This is a genomic window from Nonomuraea helvata, assembly GCF_039535785.1.
GTDB classification, from domain to species: Bacteria; Actinomycetota; Actinomycetes; order Streptosporangiales; family Streptosporangiaceae; genus Nonomuraea; species Nonomuraea helvata.
This window is the reverse complement of record NZ_BAAAXV010000009.1, coordinates 1,866,830-1,890,283: the sequence shown is the minus strand read 5'-3', so window position 1 is coordinate 1,890,283 and position 23,454 is coordinate 1,866,830. Positions and strand designations below refer to the sequence as shown.

The 23,454-nt window shown below is 67.2% G+C and carries 33 protein-coding genes and 1 tRNA gene; 3 read left to right on the top strand and 31 right to left on the bottom strand.

Annotated elements, in window-relative coordinates:
- Positions 1–3: 3 nt before the first annotated feature.
- Genes ABD830_RS42100 through ABD830_RS42085 form a run of 4 tightly spaced genes read right to left on the bottom strand, consistent with a single transcriptional unit; the run spans position 4 to position 2,427 of the window.
- The gene (locus tag ABD830_RS42100; RefSeq protein WP_344999985.1) at positions 4–423 is read right to left on the bottom strand and encodes a hypothetical protein; all 420 of its coding nucleotides are present in this window, start codon (positions 421–423) and stop codon (positions 4–6) included.
- Between the two features lie 12 nt (positions 424–435).
- Positions 436–723 carry a hypothetical protein gene (locus ABD830_RS42095; protein WP_344999983.1) on the bottom strand — a complete coding sequence of 96 codons (288 nt, stop codon included), beginning with the start codon at positions 721–723 and terminating at the stop codon, positions 436–438.
- 16 nt (positions 724–739) lie between these two features.
- Positions 740–1,978 (bottom strand): LamG-like jellyroll fold domain-containing protein, encoded by a 1,239-nt coding sequence (locus ABD830_RS42090; protein ID WP_344999981.1) that lies wholly within the window; start codon positions 1,976–1,978, stop codon positions 740–742.
- 11 nt (positions 1,979–1,989) lie between these two features.
- Complete coding sequence (locus ABD830_RS42085) at positions 1,990–2,427, bottom strand: hypothetical protein (RefSeq protein WP_344999979.1); 438 nt, start codon at positions 2,425–2,427, stop codon at positions 1,990–1,992.
- 122 nt (positions 2,428–2,549) lie between these two features.
- On the opposite strand from ABD830_RS42085, the gene ABD830_RS42080 reads away from it, so the two are divergent.
- The gene (locus tag ABD830_RS42080) at positions 2,550–2,891 is read left to right on the top strand and encodes a hypothetical protein (RefSeq protein WP_344999977.1); all 342 of its coding nucleotides are present in this window, start codon (positions 2,550–2,552) and stop codon (positions 2,889–2,891) included.
- Here ABD830_RS42080 and ABD830_RS42075 read toward each other — a convergent pair.
- The 3 genes from ABD830_RS42075 to ABD830_RS42065 all read right to left on the bottom strand — a co-directional run bounded on the left by ABD830_RS42075 (position 2,888) and on the right by ABD830_RS42065 (position 5,474).
- Positions 2,888–3,139 carry a hypothetical protein gene (locus ABD830_RS42075; RefSeq protein ID WP_344999975.1) on the bottom strand — a complete coding sequence of 84 codons (252 nt, stop codon included), beginning with the start codon at positions 3,137–3,139 and terminating at the stop codon, positions 2,888–2,890. The genes ABD830_RS42080 and ABD830_RS42075 overlap by 4 nt on opposite strands.
- Positions 3,140–3,325: 186 nt before the next feature.
- On the bottom strand, positions 3,326–4,120 hold the full coding sequence (locus ABD830_RS42070) for a very short patch repair endonuclease (protein WP_344999972.1): 795 nt from the start codon (positions 4,118–4,120) through the stop codon (positions 3,326–3,328).
- A 4-nt stretch (positions 4,121–4,124) separates the two neighbouring features.
- Complete coding sequence (locus ABD830_RS42065) at positions 4,125–5,474, bottom strand: DNA cytosine methyltransferase (RefSeq protein WP_344999970.1); 1,350 nt, start codon at positions 5,472–5,474, stop codon at positions 4,125–4,127.
- Between the two features lie 254 nt (positions 5,475–5,728).
- Between ABD830_RS42065 and ABD830_RS42060 the strand changes: the two genes are divergently transcribed.
- On the top strand, positions 5,729–6,385 hold the full coding sequence (locus ABD830_RS42060) for an Eco29kI family restriction endonuclease (protein ID WP_344999968.1): 657 nt from the start codon (positions 5,729–5,731) through the stop codon (positions 6,383–6,385).
- A 165-nt stretch (positions 6,386–6,550) separates the two neighbouring features.
- On the opposite strand, the gene ABD830_RS42055 is transcribed toward ABD830_RS42060, so the two are convergent.
- Both ABD830_RS42055 and ABD830_RS42050 read right to left on the bottom strand, forming a co-directional pair.
- Positions 6,551–7,195, bottom strand: a complete 645-nt coding sequence (locus tag ABD830_RS42055) for a hypothetical protein (RefSeq protein ID WP_344999966.1) — start codon at positions 7,193–7,195, stop codon at positions 6,551–6,553.
- A gap of 282 nt (positions 7,196–7,477) precedes the next feature.
- Positions 7,478–7,642: a hypothetical protein gene (locus ABD830_RS42050; RefSeq protein ID WP_344999965.1), complete on the bottom strand. Its 165-nt coding sequence runs from the start codon at positions 7,640–7,642 to the stop codon at positions 7,478–7,480.
- Positions 7,643–8,111: 469 nt separating this feature from the next.
- Here ABD830_RS42050 and ABD830_RS42045 point away from each other — a divergent pair, with 469 nt between their 5' ends.
- Positions 8,112–8,288, top strand: a complete 177-nt coding sequence (locus ABD830_RS42045) for a hypothetical protein (RefSeq protein ID WP_344999963.1) — start codon at positions 8,112–8,114, stop codon at positions 8,286–8,288.
- A 275-nt stretch (positions 8,289–8,563) separates the two neighbouring features.
- Here ABD830_RS42045 and ABD830_RS42040 read toward each other — a convergent pair whose 3' ends face one another.
- The 22 genes from ABD830_RS42040 to ABD830_RS41935 all read right to left on the bottom strand — a co-directional run bounded on the left by ABD830_RS42040 (position 8,564) and on the right by ABD830_RS41935 (position 23,450).
- Positions 8,564–8,980, bottom strand: coding sequence for a helix-turn-helix transcriptional regulator (locus tag ABD830_RS42040; RefSeq protein ID WP_344999960.1), 417 nt, complete (start codon positions 8,978–8,980; stop codon positions 8,564–8,566).
- Between the two features lie 170 nt (positions 8,981–9,150).
- Positions 9,151–9,495: a hypothetical protein gene (locus ABD830_RS42035; protein ID WP_344999958.1), complete on the bottom strand. Its 345-nt coding sequence runs from the start codon at positions 9,493–9,495 to the stop codon at positions 9,151–9,153.
- Positions 9,496–9,682: 187 nt separating this feature from the next.
- Positions 9,683–10,231, bottom strand: coding sequence for a hypothetical protein (locus ABD830_RS42030; protein WP_344999956.1), 549 nt, complete (start codon positions 10,229–10,231; stop codon positions 9,683–9,685).
- Positions 10,228–10,530, bottom strand: a complete 303-nt coding sequence (locus ABD830_RS42025; protein WP_344999954.1) for a hypothetical protein — start codon at positions 10,528–10,530, stop codon at positions 10,228–10,230. Before ABD830_RS42025 ends, ABD830_RS42030 begins: the two co-directional genes overlap by 4 nt.
- A complete protein-coding gene (locus tag ABD830_RS42020) occupies positions 10,527–10,835 on the bottom strand; it encodes a hypothetical protein (protein ID WP_344999952.1) in 309 nt (102 codons plus the stop codon). Before ABD830_RS42020 ends, ABD830_RS42025 begins: the two co-directional genes overlap by 4 nt.
- Complete coding sequence (locus tag ABD830_RS42015) at positions 10,832–11,638, bottom strand: hypothetical protein (protein WP_344999950.1); 807 nt, start codon at positions 11,636–11,638, stop codon at positions 10,832–10,834. Before ABD830_RS42015 ends, ABD830_RS42020 begins: the two co-directional genes overlap by 4 nt.
- A 54-nt stretch (positions 11,639–11,692) precedes the next feature.
- Positions 11,693–11,938: a hypothetical protein gene (locus tag ABD830_RS42010; RefSeq protein ID WP_344999948.1), complete on the bottom strand. Its 246-nt coding sequence runs from the start codon at positions 11,936–11,938 to the stop codon at positions 11,693–11,695.
- Positions 11,935–12,126, bottom strand: coding sequence for a hypothetical protein (locus tag ABD830_RS42005; RefSeq protein ID WP_344999946.1), 192 nt, complete (start codon positions 12,124–12,126; stop codon positions 11,935–11,937). The genes ABD830_RS42010 and ABD830_RS42005 overlap by 4 nt, the downstream gene beginning before the upstream one ends.
- Positions 12,127–12,129: 3 nt before the next feature.
- Positions 12,130–12,291 carry a hypothetical protein gene (locus ABD830_RS42000; RefSeq protein ID WP_344999944.1) on the bottom strand — a complete coding sequence of 54 codons (162 nt, stop codon included), beginning with the start codon at positions 12,289–12,291 and terminating at the stop codon, positions 12,130–12,132.
- 119 nt (positions 12,292–12,410) lie between these two features.
- Positions 12,411–12,623 carry a hypothetical protein gene (locus ABD830_RS41995; protein WP_344999942.1) on the bottom strand — a complete coding sequence of 71 codons (213 nt, stop codon included), beginning with the start codon at positions 12,621–12,623 and terminating at the stop codon, positions 12,411–12,413.
- Positions 12,616–13,323: a hypothetical protein gene (locus tag ABD830_RS41990; protein WP_344999940.1), complete on the bottom strand. Its 708-nt coding sequence runs from the start codon at positions 13,321–13,323 to the stop codon at positions 12,616–12,618. The genes ABD830_RS41995 and ABD830_RS41990 overlap by 8 nt, the downstream gene beginning before the upstream one ends.
- Before the next feature lie 6 nt (positions 13,324–13,329).
- Complete coding sequence (locus tag ABD830_RS41985) at positions 13,330–14,286, bottom strand: hypothetical protein (RefSeq protein WP_344999938.1); 957 nt, start codon at positions 14,284–14,286, stop codon at positions 13,330–13,332.
- Positions 14,283–15,629 carry a putative antirestriction adenine methyltransferase gene (locus tag ABD830_RS41980; RefSeq protein WP_344999936.1) on the bottom strand — a complete coding sequence of 449 codons (1,347 nt, stop codon included), beginning with the start codon at positions 15,627–15,629 and terminating at the stop codon, positions 14,283–14,285. Before ABD830_RS41980 ends, ABD830_RS41985 begins: the two co-directional genes overlap by 4 nt.
- A gap of 31 nt (positions 15,630–15,660) precedes the next feature.
- Positions 15,661–15,731, bottom strand: a tRNA-Gly gene (locus ABD830_RS41975).
- A gap of 180 nt (positions 15,732–15,911) precedes the next feature.
- Positions 15,912–16,163 carry a hypothetical protein gene (locus ABD830_RS41970; protein ID WP_344999934.1) on the bottom strand — a complete coding sequence of 84 codons (252 nt, stop codon included), beginning with the start codon at positions 16,161–16,163 and terminating at the stop codon, positions 15,912–15,914.
- Positions 16,164–16,335: 172 nt separating this feature from the next.
- On the bottom strand, positions 16,336–16,752 hold the full coding sequence (locus ABD830_RS41965; protein ID WP_344999932.1) for a hypothetical protein: 417 nt from the start codon (positions 16,750–16,752) through the stop codon (positions 16,336–16,338).
- A 109-nt stretch (positions 16,753–16,861) separates the two neighbouring features.
- Entirely contained in the window at positions 16,862–17,950 is a 1,089-nt protein-coding gene (locus ABD830_RS41960; protein ID WP_344999930.1) for a DUF6744 family protein, read from the bottom strand.
- Positions 17,951–18,042: 92 nt separating this feature from the next.
- Positions 18,043–18,516, bottom strand: a complete 474-nt coding sequence (locus ABD830_RS41955; RefSeq protein ID WP_344999928.1) for a hypothetical protein — start codon at positions 18,514–18,516, stop codon at positions 18,043–18,045.
- A gap of 28 nt (positions 18,517–18,544) precedes the next feature.
- On the bottom strand, positions 18,545–20,206 hold the full coding sequence (locus ABD830_RS41950) for a vWA domain-containing protein (RefSeq protein ID WP_344999926.1): 1,662 nt from the start codon (positions 20,204–20,206) through the stop codon (positions 18,545–18,547).
- 10 nt (positions 20,207–20,216) lie between these two features.
- A complete protein-coding gene (locus ABD830_RS41945; RefSeq protein WP_344999924.1) occupies positions 20,217–21,446 on the bottom strand; it encodes an AAA family ATPase in 1,230 nt (409 codons plus the stop codon).
- A 331-nt stretch (positions 21,447–21,777) separates the two neighbouring features.
- Complete coding sequence (locus ABD830_RS41940; RefSeq protein WP_344999922.1) at positions 21,778–22,188, bottom strand: hypothetical protein; 411 nt, start codon at positions 22,186–22,188, stop codon at positions 21,778–21,780.
- A gap of 86 nt (positions 22,189–22,274) precedes the next feature.
- On the bottom strand, positions 22,275–23,450 hold the full coding sequence (locus tag ABD830_RS41935) for an N-6 DNA methylase (RefSeq protein ID WP_344999920.1): 1,176 nt from the start codon (positions 23,448–23,450) through the stop codon (positions 22,275–22,277).
- Positions 23,451–23,454 lie beyond the last annotated feature (4 nt).

Here is a 23,454-nt window from a genome sequence, read left to right as displayed (position 1 = left end):
GGGTCACGGCTCGCTTCCGGGCATCGTGATCGTGCCGGAGTTGATCTGCACGGTCACGCCGGGAGAGATCGTGGCCGTGTTCAGGATGAGCTGCGTCCCCGACGTGCCCGCAGAACCGTCCAGCACCGTGCCGCCGTCGCGGTCCACGATCCTGAACCATCCGGCGGTCCCGGCGGCCAAGCCATCCGTGGTCAGCGGGACGCCGAGCAGCGTTGCCACGCCGTTGCTGGCCGCCGTGAACGCCGGGAGAGCCAACGGCACCTCGGCCAGCAGCGTGCCGGTGGCCGCGCTGTTGGCCGAAGCGGGCTGCGACCCGCTGTAGATGCGCAACCGGCCGGCTGGGTTGGTCGTCCCGACGTCGACCCGGTCCACCACCGCGTCGCAGGCGGCCGAACGGACGCCGTCGGGGATGCGTGTAACCATCGTCGGCCCTCCTTAGGTGATGTGCAGCGGGAAAGGCCCGAGGACGGGCATCTCCGGAGCGGACGTGACTCTGACCCAGATGCCGTAGGTGAGCCCCTTCTCCAGCGGCAACCCCGTCCCGGGCCCGATCAGCACAGACGCCCTGATGCCGATCCACGCCGCCGGCTTCCAATCACCGGGGCTGGGATCTTGGCCCTTCGGCAGGATCGCCATGTGCACAGGCAGGTCGGTGAGCTCGGGCGGCCCCGTCGTGATCGGCACCTTGACGAACTCGACCGACAGCCACGGAATCCGCAGCACGCCGTCCCCCTCCCGGTCAGGTCGTAGGCCGGCCTGCGACCCAACCACGGGCGACGCCGCTGGTATCGATCGGCCGGGCAGGCGGTAAAGCCGACCAGCCCTGGTCAGGCCCCGGCGTGTCCACGGTCACGTCGTAGATGACGTCGGCCGCCATCTCGGATGAGAAGCCGGGGAGGGCGGCATCCGCCGCCCCCTCCACAACCGCGGCACCGGCCAAAGCAGCGTTGAAGGGCGACAGCGTGGCATCGACGGCGCCGAACAGGACTTCGCCTTCCGCCGCCGCGCCGAGCGGCGGCAGCGTGCCGACCAGCTCTCCCGGCAACGGGATGAGGCCCTCCGCCACGGCGGAGAGCGCGGGCAGCGTACCGGCCAGTTGCCCCGGCGAGTGGGTGAAGCCGTCGACCGCAGCCGAGAACGCGGGCAGCGCGCCATCGACGTCGCCAGAGACCTCGACCGAACTCTGAACGGCCGCGGACATGCTGGGCAGCGCGGACGCGGCCTGGCCGGACACTCGGGCGGCCCCAGCCGCCGCCCCGCCCAGCGGCGGCAGGCTGCCAGCCACCTGCCCGGCGATGCCGGGGCTGGCGGCGCTGACGACGATTCGACGTCGTCCTCGCTGCCACGGGATCGGCGGCCCGTCTTCGAGTGTTGCCCCGCTGCCGCCCGTCAGGACCTGACTCTGGCCCGAGTAGTCCACAGTCTCGACCCGCGTGAACGGATACCAGCCGCGAATGCCGGTTGTCCTTTGCGGCATGTACGTCCACGATTCCAGTTCGAGTTCCTCTAGCGTGAGCGGCGCGTTCCACACCTTGACTGCCGCCAGCGACCCGTTGAGGAACTCGTTCGCGGCCTGCCCATCGCCGAGCCGCAGCGTGTTGGCGCTGATCGTCACGTTGGCCTGGGCCGGGTTCCCTCCGCCCCACGTGGCGCTTCCCGCCGCCCTTACTCGGACTCTCACTAGGCCCGGGTTGGCGTCGGCCGAGATGCCGATGTAGTACCAGGTGCCAACCGTCATCGTCTGCCCGGCCAGCCCGAACCAACCGCCATCGTCGGTCTGATACGTCAGCGCTGCGCCATCCCAGGCGTTACATCGCAGCCGGCTGGTCCCCGTGCCGTTGTCGATCTGCCACAGCACGGTCGTCGTGCCGCGGTTGACTGCCAGCCGCGCCCAGCAGGTGACTGTCCAGCTCGCCACACCGGCCAGGCCCGTGACCCGCGTGTAGCTTTCGCCGTCCACGTCGAACCGGACCGACACGAGACCGCCTCCTACGTGTCCGGGTAGGAGATCCGGACGCTCGTGAGGATCGCGTCGGCAGTCAGCGTGTCCACCGCGGGATTGCGCATGACGCGCAGCCAGCACTCATCGCCGACGGTCATGCCGTCCTGGTCGGTGATCGTGACGACGGTTCTGTGCAAGCGGCGCGCCGTGGTGCCGAGATGGCTGCTTGTCACTGTTGGCATGCTGGCGAACGCGGCGGTCTCCACGTCTTCGGTGTCCACGCCTGGCGTGATAGAGGCGATGGCCGCCCCCCAGTTGACGGTGCCGCTGGTGCCGGAGGCGGCATACCAGATGATCTCCACGGACACGTCCGCGTCGGTCACGTACCCGAACGGCGTGAACTTCCAGTACGCGTACTCCTGAGCGGTGCCAGCGCCGTCGAACGCCAGACCGGTGACCGGGAAGACCGATCCCTGATTGATCACGAACTGAGGGAAGCCAGCCGTGGTCCGGAGAGCCGCCTCCTCCGGAGGGAGGTATTGGAAGACGATCCCCACATCCACCCCCCGACCTGACAGACATCGAACGCACGTACGAGAATCGGGGCATGGAGGAGTCGCACGTCGTACTGCAGAACTGGCCCTACGACAAGGGCGCTGGCGGCTGGGTGGCACCCCATGGCGACCCGATCCGGCACTGGGTCGTCGCCAAGGTGTACGCACGCTACGAGGCGCCGCGCGTACCGTTCGACGCCGTCGACGACAACGGCCGTCCGCTCAAGCGCCGGCCGGAGCTGCACGCCTATCTCGTCGATCTGACGGGCGACTTGGGCCTGCCCGATCTCGACCACGTGCTGCTCCACCAGGTGCCGCCCGTCGCCACCTGGATGATCAAACCAGCCGACGACGAGATCCTCGCCAAGATCGAGCGGTACCGGGTCGGCGACTAGGCCGCACCCTGCCAGCGTTCACGCAGAGACGCGCGCAGCGCGTCACGCTGCTCCGGTGTCGCTGGCACCTCCTCCCCACGAGCGATGCAGCCGTCGATCGTCGCCAAGTCGTGCCAGTCGAAGTAGTCCCGCCGCTGCTCGCGGCCGACGATGCGGGCGCCGTAACGCTCGCGCCACTTCCGGACGGTGGCTGGCCGACGGCGAAGACGGGCTGCGGCGTCTTGCGCGCTGATCGGTTCGGGGTCCATGCTCACCCCCGAAATGCGCGATGCCCCCAGCCGGCCTGGCTGAGGGCATACGTGATCTGCCTGCGGGAAGTGTGACACGCCGCTGATCAGGGGCGCAAGCCGAGCCATTCGCGAACCGTTAGGCCGAGCGCGATCTCGGGGATGTGGAGGGGAGGATGTGAAGGGCCTACTGGGGAGAGCGTCGCCTCAAGTGGACGCTGTAGCAGTCGTAGCAGCGTCCAGCCTCAGTCGTGTGATCACGTGACCGACTTTGTCTGCGGCCGCAGCAGGGTCTTCATGCTCCCAGATCCGGATGACCGTCCAACCAGCTGCCACTAGTTGCTCGGTGGTCTCCGCGTCTCGGGCCTTGTTGCCTTCGATCTTTTCACGCCAGAACTCCGCGTTCCTCGTTGAAGGACGATAGTGCTCTGGGCATCCGTGCCAGAAGCAGCCGTCCACAAAGACCGCGACTCGATCGGCAAGGAAGACTACGTCCGCCTTGCGTCGAATCTCGGCGAGCGGCTGGGCGTTGACCCGGTAACGCAGGCCACGCTGATAGAGCAGCTTGCGAAGGGCCAGTTCCGGCTCCGTATCCTTGCCGCGGTTGCCCCGCATGGAGGCACGGACCTCTGGTGAAGAAGCTGTTGACTCAGGTGGTAGGGGCTCTTCAGCCAAGAATCCCTGCGCCCAAGCTTGTCGCCATGCCTCGACAAGGTTCTCCCGACGGGAATCGCGCTCCACTTCACAGACGTACCTCTCCTCCGTCTTGCCGTTCTGCGACCAGCGCAGGTATGCACGGATGCGCCGTGTGCGCTTGTATAGCCGAAGCGTGATTGAGGCTCGCGCGAAGCGGCCGCCGCTGAGGGCGACGCTGCGGCGGCTGCGGCCACCAGCAGCACGATCCTGCTCCACAGATGGAGCTACGGCACCAGCGCGACGCTTGTACGCACGCTCTGCGGGCAGCCGTTCCTTCCAATGTCCCTCGTCGCCTTTCCGCGCCATGACATCAGTGTCCTGCGGCTGCGAGCGCTTCGGCGACGGCGTTGGCGAAGAACTCGCCTAGGACGACCGGAACCGCGTTGCCCAACTGCCGCATCTGCTCCCCCCGTGGACCGGCGCCGAGCCACGCGTCGGGGAAGGTCATCACGCGAGCAGTCTCACGAACGGTCATGTAGCGATGCCGATAGGTCCACCCATCAGGAGAATTGGAATCACGGTACCTGCTGTCCAACAGCATCACCGATTCGCCGCCTGGCACACCGTGCACGCCAGCCTTGACTGTTTTGGCAGGCCGGTCGAGCTCGTTCGGGGTATGCCCCTTGTAGATCCGGGCACCGGGCCAGCCGATGTGGTCGGTGACGTCGATCCTCTCGCCGAAGTCGAACTTCTCGTCGAGTCGTTTCAGATTCACTTTGGGCAGCGCCGGCAGCTTCGCATCTGTGCCGTAGCCCTGAATCGCGTCGCGCAGTGTTCGCCAAGGCTGGCAGTCGTCCTCTTTGATCACCTTAGGGAGGCGGGCCCGGACTCGATCGCGCACATGACCTGGCACCCTATGGCGTTGCCAGTACGGACCATCCTCGTCGCGCATGGAGCGGAACAGGGCGTCTTCAGAGAATCTCGGAGTCTTGACGTACTTCTCGAATGCCTCGACGTCGACGCCGAGGTCAGCTCTGAAGGCGACGATGACGACGCGGTTGCGCACCTGAGGAACGCCGTAGTCAGCAGCGTTAACCGGAATCATCACGACTTTGTAATGGTCAGGATCACTATCATCATCGGAGAGCTTCGCGAGGATGCTCGTCAGATGATCGTTATGATCCTGCCACCTCACTTCGTCGTTCCGCTTCTCGAACGGAAGCCGCAGTTCGTTCTGGATGTACTGGAAGTAATCCCTAAAAGACGGCCGCAACAGGCCCCGCACGTTCTCGCAGATTACGGCTTTCGGCCGAATCTCACGCACCGCCTTGAACATGGCGGGGAACATGTTGCGCTTGTCCTCGTCGCCTTTGGCGACGCCGCCCGCGCTGAACGGCTGGCAGGGAGGACCTCCTGCTAGGAGGTCGACCCTGCCCTTTAGGGCACTCATATCCAGATCGCGCACGTCCCCCGGATACAGAGGCGCGGGCTTACCTGGCTCTGGCGGCTCAGGCCGCTTCTCTTCAGTTCGCACCAAGCCGTCGACCCCGAGGGTCTTCTTGGCGCTGGCCACAAGCGTCTCGCAGGCCCGGTGGTCGAACTCGTTGAACAGAAGAGGACGAAAGCCCGCTTGGTGGACCGCCATGGCGAGGCCACCCCCACCCGCAAACAGTTCAACACTGGTGCGCGGTTCTGTTGTCTCTTGCGGCTGGTCAACCATGCGAGAACCATACCGCGGAGTTGGCGATCTTGGGGGTAATTCACTCGAACGAGTGGCCCAAAAGTGATCGAGACCATAGGGTCCGTACTGATCAAAGCCTGGATCCAGACAAACCTCCGGAGGGGTGCCCTCGGACGAGCCCTTGTCCTCGACGGGCAACGCCAACTGGCCGATGTCTGGCCGGGTCCGGCACACAGCTCCACCGTTGTCCCAGTGGCCTGGGGTCGACGCCCCCCAACCCAGATCAGGAAGCCATGCCCTCCGAGTACACCCCCGCGTCGTTCGACCCGCTGTCGACCGAGCAGATCGCAGTCACCATCTGCGAGAACTTTGAACGTCAACCGCTGGTCTCCATGACGCATGAGATCCCTCGATTCGAGGGCTCCGGACTGTATGCGCTGTACTACCGGGGCACCAGCGTGCATCTCTACCTGCCACTAGCGAACCTGCAGATCCCCGTATATGCAGGCCAAGCGCTCTCGAGTAACAGCGCGACCGGGGAGAGGGTGCGGGAGCGCTTCCCTCTTCACAGTCGGCTCAAGCAGCACCGGCTCTCGATCATGGAGGGCGGCCTTTCCATAGCCGAGTTCCGGTTTCGCGCTTTGCTGATGCCAGACGTGCACGCCGATCTAGGTGAAAACGGACTGCGTGTGGGCTACCAGCCGATCTGGAACAGCAAACTCAAAGGCTTCGGCAGCAAGGAGCAGGGGTCCACCACTCGCCAGAGCAAGAAGAGCAAGTGGGACACCGTCCACGACGGACGCAGGCGCACCCACGGTGGAGTGGTTCATGACATCGAGGCGCTGATCACGGAAGCGAAGGCTCATATCGAGCAGCAGGTCAGTAACTATTACTCGCTGCCCTGGCCGCACCCAACATCCGAGATGTTTCTAGATCTCGATGCAAGCTGATCCCAGCCACCCACCGCTGTGGTTCCCGTGTCTCGTTATGGCGGTGAGCCTGCCAGCGCCCCGGCGCCGACGGCAACCCCCGCGCGGGGTCAACCCGGCTCGGTCAAACGGGCATTTTGGGCCTGCTCGGCTTCGTCGACCCGCGCCTTCAGGAGCGCGATCAGCTCATCCACCGTCAGTGTCCCGGCCGGCGGCGTAGAGCCGGCCTTCTAGTGGTGTGCCCTGGACTGTCGGTACCTCGTGGTACACGGTCCACGGATCGTCGTCCCCACTTGTGCACCGCAGCCCGACGCGGACAGGCGCGTACTTGAATTCGTCGCGCCACCACTCCTCCCTAGTCCACGAAGGGGCGATGGTCCGCTGCAGCGAGAACTGGCGTCCGTCTCCAGGCAGAAGCTTGATCGGTGCCGCCGCACGACCATGCTGGTCTGCGCCATCCACATGCGGGACGAACCGGTACGGCCCCCACACTTGCGCGTCGATCTCCTCCTGGGAAGGCGAGCCAGCCAACGTGGAGTTCCTCGGCTTGTCGTTGCGGATGGTCACGCTGACAGTGAGTTCCCCCAGCGCGGCGGGCCCGTTGAACCACACTTTCAGTGTCGTACGATCTCCCGCCTCCGGGCCGAGCTCGAAGGTGAATTGAGGGGTCAGATCGTGATGCCAGCGACGAGCTTCGATCTTGGTGAGGTCGGCCGTGGCCTTGGCAGCGTTTTTGGTCGCCTTCCAGGCGAAGAAGGCCACGACCACAGCGACGATTGCAGCGAGCGCCGAGACGGCGGCGGCGACTGCCGACCAAGCTTCCACACTCACCTGGTGCTCAGCTCCTCGTCGGCCAGAGCGGCTAGCGTCGAAGCGGCGGACAGTTCGCGCTGCTGCTCGGGGCTCATGGTGCCGTTCCTCCGCAGGTGCCGCACCTGGTCTTGCCTGCAGCGATAGCCGAACTGAGGTCTATCTCGACTATCTCGCGTAGTTCGTAGCCCTGGGCTTCGCCACCTTGTTGCCCTGACTGGAGTCCTAGACAGTCTCGTGATGCGTGGTAGCGGTCTCCAGCACCCGTGACATACACAATCGTCATGACGTCCTTTTCCGCCGTTAGCCGCGTCTCTTGCTCATGATGTCGTCGATCGTGGACCGCTTCCACCGCTTCACGCCGTGCTCCGCGTTGTTCGGGCCGGGGATGCGGCCCGGACAACGCGGAATGTCGATCGTCCCTCTTGTGAGCCCGGTGTAGGGGACGATGTCGTTGATCGTCAGCAAGTCGTCCGCCCAGCCCTCTATGGGTGCCGGCGGGCGGAGAAACGCGCCGCACTAGGTCGTCGACGGCCTGGGCGTCGTACTCGTTCCACTGGACGGTGAAGGGCCCGAACCGGCAACCCTATGCGTACACGTGTTCTACTGAAGAGGATCGAGGGAGTCCCCTTTGCCCCGAATCGGCCCGGCGTCGCACTGAGGACCCATGTGCCGCACGCCGCCTCCGACGCTCGGCACATCGCGTGACCCCTAACCAGTAGAAAGGGCCTGAACCCATATGGGGTTCAGGCCCTTTCTGGGTTTTCCAGTGGGAGGAGCAGTGTTGCTCCTACTATGACCACATCCACCAAGAACGACCGGCAGCGCCGATCGGCGCAAGCAAGGGAGATGACCCCTCAAGAGAGGAGGAGAGCCAGGAGGGGAACCCGAGTGCTTTCTCTTGCCCATATACGACCCGGTGATTCTGGTGGGATCTATGAGTTTGGAACGTGGTTTTCTGGTTGCGCTGGCTGTCGTAACCGCTACCAGCATCGCGACCGCGCTGCTCCGGGCGGACGGCACGACATGGCCGGCCGCACTCCTGGGCGGGTGCGCCGCAGGCGGCTTCACCCTGTGGGGGCTGCTCGGCTTGTTCGTGCGGCGCAAGGAGTAGATGGTTAAGGCCCGAACCCAAGCTTGGGGTCGGGCCTTTCTTCACGCCTACCAGCCGCCCATGTGGCGGACGCCGCCGCCCACGCTCCGAGCTGTCCAGCCGCCCGAGTCGCTCGCGGCCCAGCCGCCCTCGTTTCCGTGTCTCGTCATAGCGGCGAGCCTGCCAGTGGCTCGAGGCTGGCGACAACCCCTAGGATCGACGCGGCTCAACGCGGCGCCAGTAGAACGGCCGTTTTCGCTTGTGGGGCCGGGAGGCGACGTCGTACGGCGCTCCGATCACACTTCCGGCGCTTCCTTCCCGGTGCCGGCCCGGCGGTAGCCGTGCCGCCTACTCATGACGCCGTCGATGATGGAGCGCCTCCACCGCTTCCCGTCCTCGGTGTTGTCCGGGGGCGGGATGCGGCCTCGCGAGATGTCGGCGTCGATCGTGCCTCTCGCTAGCCCGGTGTAGGCGGCGATGTCGGCAATTGTCAGCAGATCGTCCGAGCTGCCCTCCTCGGGTGCCGGTGGGCGGAGGAACGCGCGCCGGATCAGTTCGTCGACGGCCTGGGCGTCGTACTCGTTCCACCGGCCGCGCCGGCCGGTGGCGGCGGGCCAGTCGGGGTGCTTGCGCCAGACGTCCGTCACGGTGGTCAGGGCCCGACCGTACCGCTCGGCGATCTCTGGGGCGATGACGTTGCGGTGCTCTACCATGTGGGTGAACTCCTTCTGGGAGATCAGTCTGCGGGCCTGGCAGGGCTGCCAATCTTCGGATCTTCGGATCCGTCCCTGCCAGGCCCTCATCGTTCTGGGTGGCGGCGGGTTTCCCTCTGCCGCCGATGGGCCCCGGGCTGGCCTGGCTGCCCGGGGCTGGTAGGCCGGTATTACCTTCTGCGTGGCTTGCGCAGGTCCTGCTCGGCCAGGCGCGCGGCGATGACCGCCGTGGTGCAGATCATGTGCACGGCGTCGTACCTCCAGTCGATCTCGTCAGCTGCGGCGATCTGGGTGAGTTCGATGGATGCCAGGATGCCGAGGGCGGCTTGGTCGATCCGGGCGATCACCGTCTCGGGGATCGGCTCGGCTTCGAGCATGGTGCGGAGCCCCTTGATCGGGTCGATGAACTCGTGGGCGGACATGCCGGATCTGAGCTTGGGGAGAACGATCGGAAGTGGGAGGCGGCGGGCGGCCTCTTGCAGGGCGGTCAGTGACCGGACGATGGCGTCCGCCATATCTTCGAAATTCTGTTCGGGCGTTTGGCCCATGGGGGTGAACCCTTTCTCTGAGTGATCGGTCTGCTGTCGATTCGGACTGCCATTTCCTTGTCGACATGATCATTCTATGAGATTGGGACGGTATTTTACAAGATCATTTAGTGCGTATCTCACCCATAATCGCAGGTAAAACGCCTGTCCCTGATCAGCAGATCAGTTCCGCGTTCACCACCCGGTCGTCAACGATCTCCCCGATGAACCGGCTACCCGGCAGCTCCTCAATTCCGACACCCAGCTGCTCAGCGAGCCCGGCCGCCGACACGTGCAACGGGTCGCCCTCCGGGTGGTAGGCGGTCACCACCACGGCGAAGGCCCCGAACAGCAGCAGGACGCGCCCCTCGACGCGCGCCGGTGGCTCGCCGCCGCCGCTGGCCGCGTCCGGGCCGCTCTCCCACTCCTCCACCGACGGCTCAGCCGGACGGTCTCCCCCCGGCCGCTCATGCCTGCCACCCCCGGCCTCACCCGCCAGCGCATCGTCCGCCACGGCGGCCAGAACCGAGGCTGCGGCGGACAACTCGCGCAGCTGCTCAGCGCTCGCCCCGGCGAGCGCGGCCCGGGTGGCGACGAGGTCGCCGCGGAACGCCCACCCCATCGCAGTCTGAGCCCTGAGGATGTCTCCCACATGGTCGAGGCCCTGCTTCAGGTTGGCCGCAGCCTGGCTGAGGTTACGCACCCAGTCCGGTTGCTCGGTCATCCTCGTCTCACCCTCCTGCGTCGCCGTCTGGCGTAGTTGCTCTTCATCATCGATCGTGCTCGCTGGCGGGCGACTTCCAGCTCCCGCATCTCGGGCGTATTCACCAGCGCGGCGAACACCTCGCAGACCGAAGCGACGTCGCGGAGCACCTGCTCGGCGATGGGCCGCATCGCGTCAACCAGCGCCCGCAGTTGCTCGCCCAACGTGGCGAACGCCTGCTGCGCCCGTTCAGTGTCGATCATCGGCAGCGGCGGTGCGAGCGGCTTGGGCGGCCAGGCCGGCGGGGTGCCGTCGCTCACGGGGCCGTCCACACATGCCGCCGGCCTCGCAGGCTCACCCGAAGCGAGTCTCGCCGCACTGCGACGCCGTCCACCGCGACGGGCAGGTCCTCCTTGCTGCCCTCCACGCGCAGGGCTGCTGTGCCGAGGACCACGCCAGCAGGGACCAGGCCCTCCACATCCGCGGTCGCCTCCCAGACCAATTTCACGCCGCCGAGAGGATGCTCTTCGCCGGCGAGCTGGATCGTGGCGTGGGCCCCGGTGAGGCGGCCGTCGCCGGCGGCCAAGAGCGCTGGACCTTCGTACGATCCGTCGACGTTGATCATGATGCGTGTGCCTTCTGCTGCTCGTGGTCGTGCTCGTCGACCTCATCGGCGTAACGGCGATCGTGCTCCTCCTGTGTCAGCAGGCATTCGCACGACCTGCACTTGAAGTAGCCGTCGTCTTCCCTGTACAGCTCCCTGTCCCGGCAGCGTGGGCACCGGATCGGCGACCGGCGGCTCGCCGGGTCTGCCTTCGCCGTGTCCAGCAGCCTCCGCTCCCAATACAGCACCTTCAGCCCGAACTCCACCGACGCGTGGTGCAGCAGGATGTCGTCGAGCTCCCCCAGCAGGTAGGAGATGGTGATGTTGCGGGCGTGGCTGCCGCGCGACTGTGGCGGCCGGAACGGATGACCGCGAACCTCCGCCCACTGGCCCGCCACCTCGACAAGATCCCCGTACACGTTGTCGAGCAGCTCGATCAGCTCCCTGGGGTCGAGAGACCTCCTGCCAGTCGGGCCCGTGATCACCGCGCTACGGTGGCCGGTGATATCCGCGTAGAGGACGGCCGCCGTCTCATTGATCTGGTACAGCGCGCCGCGGATGGCGCGGGGGCAGCGGCAACACCACACCGGATTCGCGCGGAGGACTTGGACGGTGGGCTGCTCAGGTTCGGCTGGCTCGCGAGGCTCGACCGGCCATGCGAGAGGGGGATGCCAGGCAGCGAGGGCGGCCCGGTACTTCGGGTATTCCCCCGTGTAGATGTCCATGGCGATGGCGTGAGCGATGACCGCCTGGTCGTACTCCTCCCACGCCCGACGTGCCCTGCGGTTGCACACCCCTGGGCACGCCTGCGGGTCGATCGGCAATGTACTACTCCCCGTGATAAACGGCCGCTACGGCCAGGACGATTCGGAAGACGGTCATCTGCGTCTGCGTCGGTACTCGGCTTTCACCCGCGACGCGCCCGGCCCGGGCCGGCCGGTCGCCAGCATCCACGGCCACCAGGTCAGGCGGGACCTCGGAGCGTGCAGGACGAGGGTTGCCGGCACCGGCCACAGCACGGGAGGCGAGACGCGGGGCAAGTCGTCAAGGATCACGAGGCCGTCGTCATGGGCATGGCCGAAGTGACGCCGCTCGGAGGCATCCACGATCCACATGCGGCTCATGTCCGCGCCTTCCGGTAGCGGAAGACGAGCTGATCTCGGTCACCCATCGTGACCTTGACGGTTTCGCGGTACTCCCAGCGATCGGGCAGCTCGGCGCGGAGCCGGTCGAGGATCTCGACGATGTCGCGCTGGTCGGCGGGCAGATCGACGCTGTACTCGACCAGCTCCCAGCGTTGGATGACGGCCACCGGCTACTCCTCCACGTCGTCCAGGTCGAAGCTGTGGCAGGAGGTCCCGGTCAGCTCGTACGGCATCGACGACCGGTTGACGGCCGCCACCACGTGCTCCATCACCACGGCGGCAGCGGCAGGCCTCCTGAAGTCCAACGTGATCGACACGTGCGGATCAGGCATGCAAGCCTCCAGCGCGGGCGTGCTGGGTGGGTTGGACTGCCGGTCTCAGGTCGAATCGGTTCATGCTGCCTCGTTTCGTAGTGGTGCCGGTCGTGGTTGGCGTGGCGCGGGCGGGCCGTTCATGGAAGCGTCATCGCGGTGTACGGTGACCAGCCGCAGCTCTGGCAGACGGCCATCCCGCCGATGACGCGGCTGCCCGACCCGGCCAATCCGTAGATCGTCGCGGCGACGAACTGCTCGTCGGCGCCGCAGCGGACGCAGCGGGCTGGGCGCAGGTCGCCCAGGTGCAGGGTGAGCGGCTCGTGGGTCGGCTGATCCCCGTCGTCACTCATCGCTCCCTCCTTCGCCGGTGACTGCTGCGATCTGCTCGGGCACGATGCGAGACAGCCAGGTCGGCCACTGCGCTTGCACTGCGGTGGCCACCGCGGCGGCGAACTCCTCTACGTCCTCGTGGCCGCCATCGCGGGCCTGTCCGGCGACCAGGTCGAGCACTTCGGCCTGCAACGCCTCGCAGGTGCGGCTGATCACGTCGGCCAGCATCATGCCCTGTTCCGTCGTGATGCGGGCCTGCCGCTCGGCCTCCTCCGGGCCGGTCGCGAGCGTGGCGGCCGGGTCGCCGAACAGGGTGCGCCGGTGCCGCATCGTCACGTCCATGAGCCTGATCACGTCGCTCGGGGACAGCTCGGCAGGGTTCATCGTGGGGAGCCGCTGGGCGATCTTGCCGATGCCGGCGCCGAGGATCCGCGCGTCGGCTTCGGCGGCCTTGCGCCGCTCCTCGACCCACGTCGCCTCGTACAGCTGGTCCATGTGCCGGTCCCACGCCTCGGCCCTCTCTCGCCATCGGAGGGCCGCCGCCACGTCGCGCACGTAACGGTCGTTCTTGGTCAGCATCTCGGCAGCTTTCCGGAGGCTGCGGGATCGGCCCATGTCTCGGTACGTGCAGAACTGGGCGTGGCGGGTGAGGGACTCGTCCGGTTGTCGTTCCCAGGGGTCGAGGTTGGGGTCAAGCTTGAGCGGCCTGAGGTTGCCCATGGAGCGTTATCTCAGGTCAGCGGGGTTGTGGTTGGGGCCGCTGAGGTATTCGCCTGTGAGTCGCTCCAGGAGCTGCCAGCCCTGGCCAGGGTCGATCTCGCCGCGACCTTCGGCTGCCGCGATGGCCTTGTTGATGGTGGCGGCTGCGGTCGCTGGCAGCATGCGGGCGCCGAGCACGGTCTCCAGGCCGACGCGGCCGGTGTGGAGGGCGCTGCCGTCCGGGGCGGTGTAGCCCTCGCGCAGTTCATCCAGGTGCCGTTCGGCGATCGTGAGGATGATGTGCAGGGCTGTGGCGACGTTGCCGACCTTGTGTGCGGCGTGCGTCGAGGCGAGCGTGTCGAGGGTCTGCTCGTAGTCGGCGCGGGCCGCCAGCCAGCTCTCGTCCTGGCCGAAGCGGGAGTCGTCGAACGCCTGGCGTGCGGCCTCAAGTTCGGGCGGCAGGAAGATCAGGCTCACGGTGGCGAAGTCCAGGTTCGCTTCTGACAACCCTTCCGGTTGTACCTCGGCGAGCAGGCCCAGCTGCTCGTCGTCCAGGCCGGAGTAGGCGCGCCAGTCGACGTCGTCGAGCTGGTCGTACAGGTGCTTCAGCGTGGCCGGGTCGTCCTCGCCGGCGATGCTGTTGTGGGACAGCTGCAAGGCGACCAGTTGCTGCGGCGACAGGTGCTCCTCGATGAGCATGCAGTCGATTTCGTCCAGGTCGGCGTCAACGGCGGCGTCACAGCGGTGGTTGCCGGACAGGATGAGTTCGTGGCCTTCCTCGTACTCGCCGCCGGAGTAGATGAGCGGGACGCTGGTGAGGCAGCCGTCGCGGCGCACGTTGGCCACGAGCCGGTCGTACTCCTCCTTGCGCATGAAACGGGCGTTCACCGGCAGGCGGGTGAGGGTGCGCGGGTCGCGCGGCACGAGCCTCGGCCGGAATCTGGTGGCGGTGGCGCTGACCGTGGGGCTGGTGGTGTCCGTCATCGCTGGTCCTTCCCGTGCTTGCGCTTCCACAGGTCCAGGACCTCAAGGAGGGTCCGCTCCCCCATGGGGCCGCCGTACTGCAGCTGGTATCGGTGGATGCCGTCGGCCGCGGGCTCCGTGCGCTTCTGCAGCCGGACGCCGGGGATGCCTCGCCCGTACTTCGCCGAGTTGGGGTTGTCGGTGAACGCTGTGGTCGACCAGCCGGTGACCCTGCGCGAGAGCGAGCGTTGCAGCAGAAGCTGGGCTTCCTTGGTGGTGGCGGCCATCACGATCAGCTTGGCCAGGCGCCGGTAGCGGGACCAGGAGACCGGGAAGTCGGACATGAGGTAGGCGCAGTCGGGGTCGAACTTCGGCGGTAGGTAGGCGAACGCGCCGACCAGCAGCCCATCGACGGCGACACCGCACGCGAGCAACGGCGTGCCTGGCTTGATCGTCTTGGACATGAACTGGCTGCGGATCGCTGCGAACTGGCCGCCGCTCAAGACGTGCAGGGTCATCCGGTCGCCCAGCTCGTCGGCGGGGCCGATTTTCGGCATGGGGATCGGCTGCGTCGGCTGGCGCGGGCGGACGATGCGTCGGGGCCCGGATGCGGCGTACACGTAGATGGGCAGGCCGCGGTTCGCGGTCTGCACTACACCGGCGAGGTGGGGGCGCAGCTCGGGCCGCTCAATGTGCAGGCCGAGCATCCAGTGCGGCCGGTCCCGCACCTGAGTGATGATCTGTTCCTTGCCGTTCTCGTCCAGGTCGTCGAAGGTGGGGGCTGGCCAGTTGAAGCATTCGTCCAGAGCGGCGAACTGCGCCTGGTAGTCCTTGCTGTAAAAGGGCGGGAACATCACCACCGGGGCGTTGCCCGGGACCACCGTGGACAGGTAGTCGCGCACGTCGCCGGCGTAGAAGGAGCCGAGTCGCACAGTCAGGTTCCGCAGCTTGGCCGCCGTCTTGTCGTGCATGCGGGGCCACTGCTCGCGGGTCGCCTCGATCATCCGTCGGAAGTACGGGCCTTCCTTGCCGACCCACTGGAGGAAGCGTGTGCCGAGCATGAGGGTGGCGAGGAGGTCTGTGGGGTCGTCCAGGAAGGGCCTGAGCCAGCCTAGGACGTCCTCGTACTCGTCGCGGAGGGTGAAAGAGAAGGGCTGGCCAGCGAGCCACCAGCCGAGCGCGCAGGAGTACGCCTGGATGTCGTTGCCATGCACTTGGCGGTTCGCGCCGAAGCGGGCGTGCAGGACCCGTTCCAGGGTGAAGTTGCCGGAGCAGCCGACGTAGATGTCCTGGTCGGTGGGCCATCCGCCGGCGTGCTCGTAGACGATGGACCGCATCGCGGCCGGGATCGATCCGTGGAACATGTCGGCCTCCCTGGCGTGAGGCGGGGCGAAGAGCGCCGGCCAGGAGTCGAACCTGATCCTCCCCGCCGGGAGCGGGGTGTGCAGCTGTTACACCTCCGGCGCCTGTGAACGACTGTGTCACGCGTAGCCGATCAGGGCCGATGGTAGCCGATCTTGGCAAGATTCGGCATGTCCTGATGTGCACGTGTTTGCCTTGTGGTGGCGGTTCACCAGGTGGCGGGCACTCGAGGGGGCCTTCACAACGCGGAAGGCCCGCACCGCCTGGTGCGAGCCACTCCTTGTTTAGAGATCCTCGCCTAGCTCTCGCAGCTTCGCCCCCAGCCTGTCGATCTCGGCCTGCGCGTCGTCCGCATCCTCGATCCGTCCGCTCTGGACCGCCTCGGTGTACGCGCCAGCCAGTTCTGTACGCTCGTTGTACAGATTCTCGATCAGCTGCTCTTTCGCGGCCTGGTCTGTCATCTTCGCCTCCAGGGTCTGTGGTGAATCGCAAATTTCTATATCAAAATCATAATATTTAATGATCTTGCCGTACATGGTTTGGGTCTGTGAGCTGCAGAAATGTCGCCAGATTGGAGGGGCTCGGATCGGCGCAGGGAGCGGTTCGGCTCCGCATGGCAAGCGAGGTAGAGCCGCTGGACGGCAGCGCAATGGCCGCAGCGTGCGAGAACCCCGCACCGGACGGTGTGGGGTTCAGTGATCGCGTCCGTCAGCGGCCGGCCGGCAGGTTGCTCTGGTTGGCGGCCCAGAGGCGCTGTGAGTTCTGCACGCGCTCGATCACGGCTTCCAACGTCATCGCATCAGCGTTGGCCAGGAACTCCTGGCGGAGCTGACGGTATCGGCCGGTCGCCTGGTGGTGCAGCCGTTCCCTGAGCTGCAGCTCAGGGGTCTCGGTCTTCATGGCCAGGAGGATCAAAGCCTCGTGGGCGGTCTCGGGTAAGCCCTCAGGGGCGGGTACGCCGAGCACACGGCACAGCCGGATCATGGCGGTCGCCTCCACATACGTCTCCCGTGCGGTGCGCACGGCCAGGTTGGCGGCCAGCCAGTTGAGCAGTTCCGCGACAAGCCGCGCGGGGGCGATGCCGAGGTCGGCGGTGGAGGCCGCAGCGGTCGGTTCGGGTGTCATGGTGTGCTCCCTCTGCGTCGGTCACGGTTACGGGCACGGACTTGTCGTTTGGTCGGGGCCGTTCGTGTCGGGTGACAGGGCGGCGCCCTGTCACCCGACGTTGGCGAGGTCACCCGGCGTTGGCGAGCAGGCTGGCGACCTGCGCGTGGACGAGCTGCAGGGCGGCCTGTGTGTCGTCCAGGCTGGTGGACAGCAGTTTGGCGTGCTCGGCTGCGGAGTCCTGCAGGGCGCGGAACCGCTTGTACAGGGTCTGCACCTGCGCATCGGACACGCCGTCGGCTCGGGCCTTGCTGATGTCGAGCGCGAGCTTCTCCAGGTCCTCGCGCGCCTCCGTGGTGAGCGCGGCGACCACCATCTCGCGCATCTCCTCCTGGTCGGGGAGCGGGACGCGCGCCAGCTGGCTGCCCTCGCCGAAGTGCTTCACCAGGCCGCGCAGCGCCACCAGCCGGTCGGCGTACGTGCTGTGCACGAAATACACGCCCCCGCCGCTGCGGACCATGACGGCGTTCAGCGCTTCAACGTAGGTGCGGACGAGCGTGCGCAGCCGATCGCTGCTGTAGTAGCGGCAGTATCGCTGATAGGTCTTCTCCACCTTTCCCAAGGTCTCCCGCACCCGCTCCTGCTCGTCGGACGACAGCTTGGCGATCTCGGCCTCGTCTGGGGTCACCTGCAGGACGCCTCGGCCCGGCTGGCCACTTCCCAGTGGGTCACGCCAGAATGTGAGCTCCGCCATCCGGGGGGCGTACTCCAGGCGCGTCCGGCTCTCATCGCGGACCTCTCGGACCATGTGCCGCACGACCTTCAGGTTGTCGCGGGACACGTGGCGGATCATCAGCGTGGCCTCGGTGACCTTCTGATCCGGCGCCTTCTGCCCGGGCACGCGGTGCCGGGCCGCGTCCTTGTCGAGCCGGTAGGAGGCCCGCACGCCGGCCTGGCCGGTGACCCGCTCGAACGCGTCATGCTCGCGGATCGGGGGCGGTAGGAACGTGTCATCCAACCCGAGCGCTAAGAACCATCGGTGGAGGTCGTCGCGGGTAACCTCCGACTCAAAGACCGAGTACAGGACCAGGTAGCCGATGATCGGCGTTTCGCCCTGTTCCATGGCGGCTGCGTATCCGGCGAGGGCTTCCATTGTGCCGCCATGTCCGACGGGGTGCGCGGGGGTCGCAGGAGTGGGGGTGGGGTCCTGGCTGGTCATGGGAGCTTCCCTCCTGTCTTTTCAAACGGGCGTTTTTGTCGGTGTGGTGGGGCTGGCGCGGCGGCGTCGGGATGACCGGCGCCGCCGCCCGCTCACCGCAGCGCGGTGATCGTGATCGTCTGGTAGCCGTTGGGGTCGTCGGTCGGGTCGGATTGCACCTCGAATTCCTGGCCATGCAGGAGCCGCACCAGGTCCGGCCCGACAGCGCCGAAGGGCTGCCCGGCCTGGGCGAGTAGCTCCACGGTGATGACGGCCTTCGCGCGCACAGCGGGGCTGTCCGGCTCTCCCGCGGGCTGCCAGCGGCCGATGGTCACGTCCGGGCGGACTCTCCTCCAGTCGGGCCAGTCCGGCACGCGCATGCCCAGCATGTTGGGGTTGACCAGGAGCCCACCTGCGCAGCTCACGGCGACGTAGCCGCGCAGCATGACGTGACCGGGGTCGTCGACGGGCGGCTCTTGGTGGCACTCGGGGCACCTGGCGGTGAGCCACTGTTTCAGCGGGTACAGGTCTCTGGCGGCCAGGACCAGTCCCACATAGGTGAGGGTGACAGAGTCGAAGCGGATCATGACGGGTCTCTTCCTGCTCGTCGGGGGGCTAGATGACGCGGAACATGTCGCGGGTGGCGTCGAGGTCGAGCAGGTCGCTGATCTCGCGCAGGTTGTCGCACAGCTCCTCCAGGACCTTGGTGGGGCGCTGGGCGATGGACACGCCGAACACCCTGAAACCGAGCAGGTGCTTGCGCTGCCGCCACTGCTCCAGCCACTCGTCGGTCACACGGGCGTCGCCGTCGGTTACGAGGACGATGTCGCCGCGGCGGCTGCCGTCGGCGTTGTACTGGTCGGACAGGACGTCGGCCGCCTGGCCGAGTGGCACCTGGAAGTCGGTCCAGCCGGCGAAGAAGTGCTCGGCGAACTCCAGCACGTCGACCAAGTCGGCGCGGCCCTTCGGGAAGTGGAACGCCTGCTGCTGGTCCTCGCTGGAGAACAGGATGCCGACGAAGTCACGGCCGGAGGCGCGGGCCTGGTCCAGCAGGGCGAGCGACAGAGCTTTCGCCCACGCCTCTCGGGTTACCTCGCTGGGTTCGAGAGGTCTGGAGCCGTCGATTCTGCGGCTCATGGAGCCGGAGCAGTCGACCAGGGCGATGATGGCGCCCTGCCCGGTCTCCTCTTCGTCGCGCGACTCGTACACCATCAGCCTGCCTTCGGCGAGGCGTACGGCGAAGTCTGCGCGCAGCGTGGGCACAGCGAGCGCGGCCAGCTCGGACGGCACGAGCCGCGACAGGTCGTCGCCGACCGTGACGCCGACGAGTTCGCCGGTGGTGTGCTCGACGCGGCGGGCTCGTTCTCCGCCGGCCATCGCCCGGAACCGGCCGATCAGCTGCGCGTACGCGGCCAGCCGGTTCCCGGTGAGGCGGCGGGCCAGGTCGGCGCGTGCGGCGAAGCTCATCCGCTGGAGCCGCTCGGGTTCGACACCCCACGCGGCCATCAGCTCGGCTTCCTCGCGCACCTTCCCGGCCGCCTCCTCGGCGGCGGCCCGGGCGGCCGTGCGGATGGCCGGCCCGGCCTGGGCGAGCGCCAGCTGGGCGGCTGCGTCGGCCTGGGCTGCGGCCTGGTCGGCGGCTTCAGCCGCTGCGACGGCTTCCGCTACCTGGGCTTCGGCGGCGCCCGGGACGCTGCCATCCGGGTCGGCTGCGGCTGCTGCCGCTTCCATCGCCGCCTGCACCTGCTGTGCCGCCTGCGCGGCCTGCTCCTGCGCCTCCTGCGCTGCCTTCGCTGCCTGCTGCGCCTCGCGGGTCTCTTCGAGCATGCTGCGCAGTGCGCTGCCCTGCGCCAGCACCGCCATCGCTGCGGCGTAGGGGTCGCCGACGGTGTCGCGGCGCAGCTCGCGGAACCCGGGCGATTCCACCAGCGAGGACACAACCTGGTGGTTCACCGCCCGGGACGGGTCCATGTCGGCAAGCTCGTGCAGCTGCGGCACCGCCTTGTAGGCGCCGGTCCACACGTCGCGGAGCAGGTCAGTCGTGTAGTCGTGCCGGTCGGCCAGGTCGTCGGCCATGTCGCGGAGGGCGCGAGCCTGGTTGTAGATGTCGGTCCAGGTCCTCTCGTCCCACCGGTCGGAGTCGACGACCTTGGTGTGCTTGGCGGGTGCGGGAGTCGCGGCCAGGCCGAGCCAGCGCCCGGCTCTGGCCGCGAGGTCCTTCAGTGCCGCCAGCGGCTTCTTCGCCTTCTTCGTGTTCTTCGCGTTCTCCGCGGCCACGTCGGGCTCCTCAGATGCCGGTGGGCTGCATGTTGAGCGCTTCGGTCATCACGCGACTGTTCACGGCGCGGTGGCGGGCGATGACCTCGTTCAGCGTGTCGGTCGACCGGCCGGCCGCGGTCGACTGCTCGAGCAGTTCCTTCAGCTTCCTGGCGGACCTGGCGAGCTTGGGGTTGGCCTCCCTGATCCCCCATTCGGACAGCTTTTCGCGGGACTGCCCGGCCAGCTTGTTGAGCTCGGCTTCGATCGCGTCGAGCATGTTGAGCATGTCCAGGGCCTCCTTGGCGTCCGGATTGACCAGCTGGAGGACCTGCTCTTCGACGGTGGTCTTCTCGGCGGGGCTGTCCCACAGGACGTGTGTCAGGAGCGCCATGTCGTTCGAGGTGACCGCGCGGCGGCCGTCCAGGAAGGCGGCGGCTTGCAGCAGCCGGATGGACTTCTTCCAGCGCCGGTCTGAGGCGATCAGCCCTTCGTGGTGCAGCGCCGTCCGCAGCGTGCACACGGCGTCGATCAGCGGGTCGGGCACCTCGATGCGGGGCACGTGGACGCGCACGGCGTTCTCCACATCGGCCAGTAACACCGTGGTCGGCGCTGCCGGCGGTACGGCCGGGGCGGTCGCTGAGCGGATCAGCGTGGCGAAGTTGCTCACGTCGGCGAGGTAGCCGACTTCGAGACGGACCAGCAGCCGATCATAGATCGCGGCAGATTCCTGGCCTTCGAGCACCTCGTTGCTGGCGCAGATCGCAGACAGCAGCGCGCAGCGGATGGGCGAGCCGCCCGCCTCCGGGTGGTACAAACGCTCGTTGAGGTAGGTCAGCATCCCGTTGAGGGCGGCAGGGCCGCACTTGCCGATCTCGTCGATGAACGCGATGTTTGCCGTGGTGGCGCGCCCGTCCCACACCTGCTCGTAGCGGCCCTGCATGAGCGCGGCCACGTCGATCGGGCCGAACAACTGCTTCGGGTCGGTGTGCTTCGTCATCTGCACCTCCCACAGGCGGGCGTCCTGGATCCGGCCGGTCAGGTCTCGGGCCAGCTCGCTCTTGGCAGTACCGGGCGGGCCGAGCAGCAGGGAGTGTTCGCCGGCCAGCATGCAGGCGACGAGAGCCTTAATGACGCTGCTGCGCTCCAGGTAGCGGTCGCCGAGTTCGTCGACGATGGCCCGGAGCCGGGTGGAGGTGAGGAGGGCTGCCGGGTCGCTGAGCGGCTGAACCGCTGTCGGGTGAGGGGTCGTGGTGGTCACGCACTTCTCCTTATTGGTCACAGACTGTTGTTATATCTCTATCATATCTTTTTATGATTTTGATAGCAATGCGAGGCGGGTAGGCCCGATGTGGGACCGCCCACCTGCTGCTATCTGAACACTTGGCTGGCCAGGTGAGTGTCGGCCTGGTGGTCCACCTCAGGTAAGGCTGAGATGGCCTGAGACGGCCGATTGGTCCTCGGCGATGAAGGAGGGGACGTCCCTGCCGTCCGACTCTGGGATGCCGTGCGGGGCCGTCCACTCGTCGAGCCCGAGCTGGATATGAGCGGGGCGGCGCCGGGTGTGCCGCCCCGTGATGGCAGGTTCTTGATCACAGGTCGAACAGGCTGGGTGGCAACTGGGCGCCGAGCTCCGGCACCTCGATGCCAGCGTGCTCTCGCAACCAGGCGGCGGCCATCGTCCGGTGGCACCATGCGCCGGGCTTGTTGAGCCGGTCGAAGCACAGCAGCACCAGCGGTCGTCCGCTGGAGAGGCCGTTGCCGATCTCGTCGAGTTCGGCGGCGATGGCGTCGAAGCCGGCGCTGCCCAACAGCTGGAGGTAGCGCGGCTTGTAGGCCTCGTAGGACAGGCCGAGCATCTCCCGTCTGGGGGTGAGGAGGGTGGCGTGGCCGGCCAGGTCGTAGGGCAGGGGCCCCCGCGGGGCGCCGACGGTGGTACGGACGGCGTAGCCCATGGTGGGAGTGAACTCCTGATAGGTGCAGGTTGCGAGCGCGTGTTTCATATCGTGATCATATTCTTCTACTTGTTTGATAACAATGTGTGACGGGTTGGGCACGTCAAACCTTCAAGGTGGGTCCGTCCTTCTGCTCAGGGCCGGACGATGCGCGCCTGCACGGCCGCTCCAAGATGACCTTCAGGGCCTGTCCGGTGAGGGTGTTGACGCGACTTCTCCACCGTGCCCATGAGCGTCTTGGCCTTGCGGAGGGCGGCGATGAATCGCGCTGCCGTGGTGGCGCTGTCCATCACCTTCTCGTAGTGGGCTTCTACCGCCTTGCGGTGCTCGTAGGCCCGCGACGGTCCGTTGCCGGTGGCCAGGGTGTCACCGACGTGGATGAGGACATTGCCACCGAGGTCCCACACGACCGCGTTGACGGCTGCGCACGCGGCCGCGATCGGATCGATCTCCCCCAGCGACCATCCGAACTCGTGAGGGTTCATGCCCTGCATGCGCATGAGCAGCGCGGTCGAGCGCAGCAGGCCGCCGGTGCCGGCGGTCGGCTCGTCGATCCACTGACCTGGCTTCAAGTTGCCGCCGCGGTCGAACAGCACGCGGACGATCAGATCGGCCATGTCGGGCGGGGTGTGAACCTCAGCGAGCGCGAGGCGCGCTCTCTCCGACCGCATCTGGGTGAGCACCATCCCCAACAGATCGGCTTCGCAGCGCATCATCGGGTCGGGGTCTCCGGTGATGTCGAGGAGCCCGTTGCGAATCATGGTGTGGGTGAGAGCGTGAACGGCATCGATCGCTTTCGCGGGCGGGTCCTCCTCCACGCTGAGCCACTCGTGGATCGGTCTGGCGATCTCCACCAGGTACGGGTGCCGGATCCACACGTAGCCCCAGATCCGTTGGTGGAACTTCAGCAGGGCTCGTTTGTCGAGGCCGAGGACGAAGCGGGCCGTGTCGGTGCCGTCTGTTCCGGTCTTCCGCAGCAGGGTCAGGCCGGCGACGATCCCCATCGGGATCGCGATATCGCTGCCAGCGCGCCGTTGATGCCATGCCTCGGCGGCACGCTCGGCGAGGTCGGCAGCTGATCGGCGGGAGAGCCTGTACCTGCGGTCGCCGTCGACCAGGTGGGCGTCGGGCGGGGCCTGCCTGGCCGCCGCGGTGGTGAGCGCGGGCTGCGGGGTTGGGGAAGGTGTGGGTAGTTGCGTGGTTGTAGCCGGCGTGGGCGTGGACAGTAGAGGGGCCGTCGACTGCGGCGCCATCGTGAACAGGTCGAACTGGCGCGCATCGGGGCCGGCCTGGCGGCGGCGCCGGGCCATCACT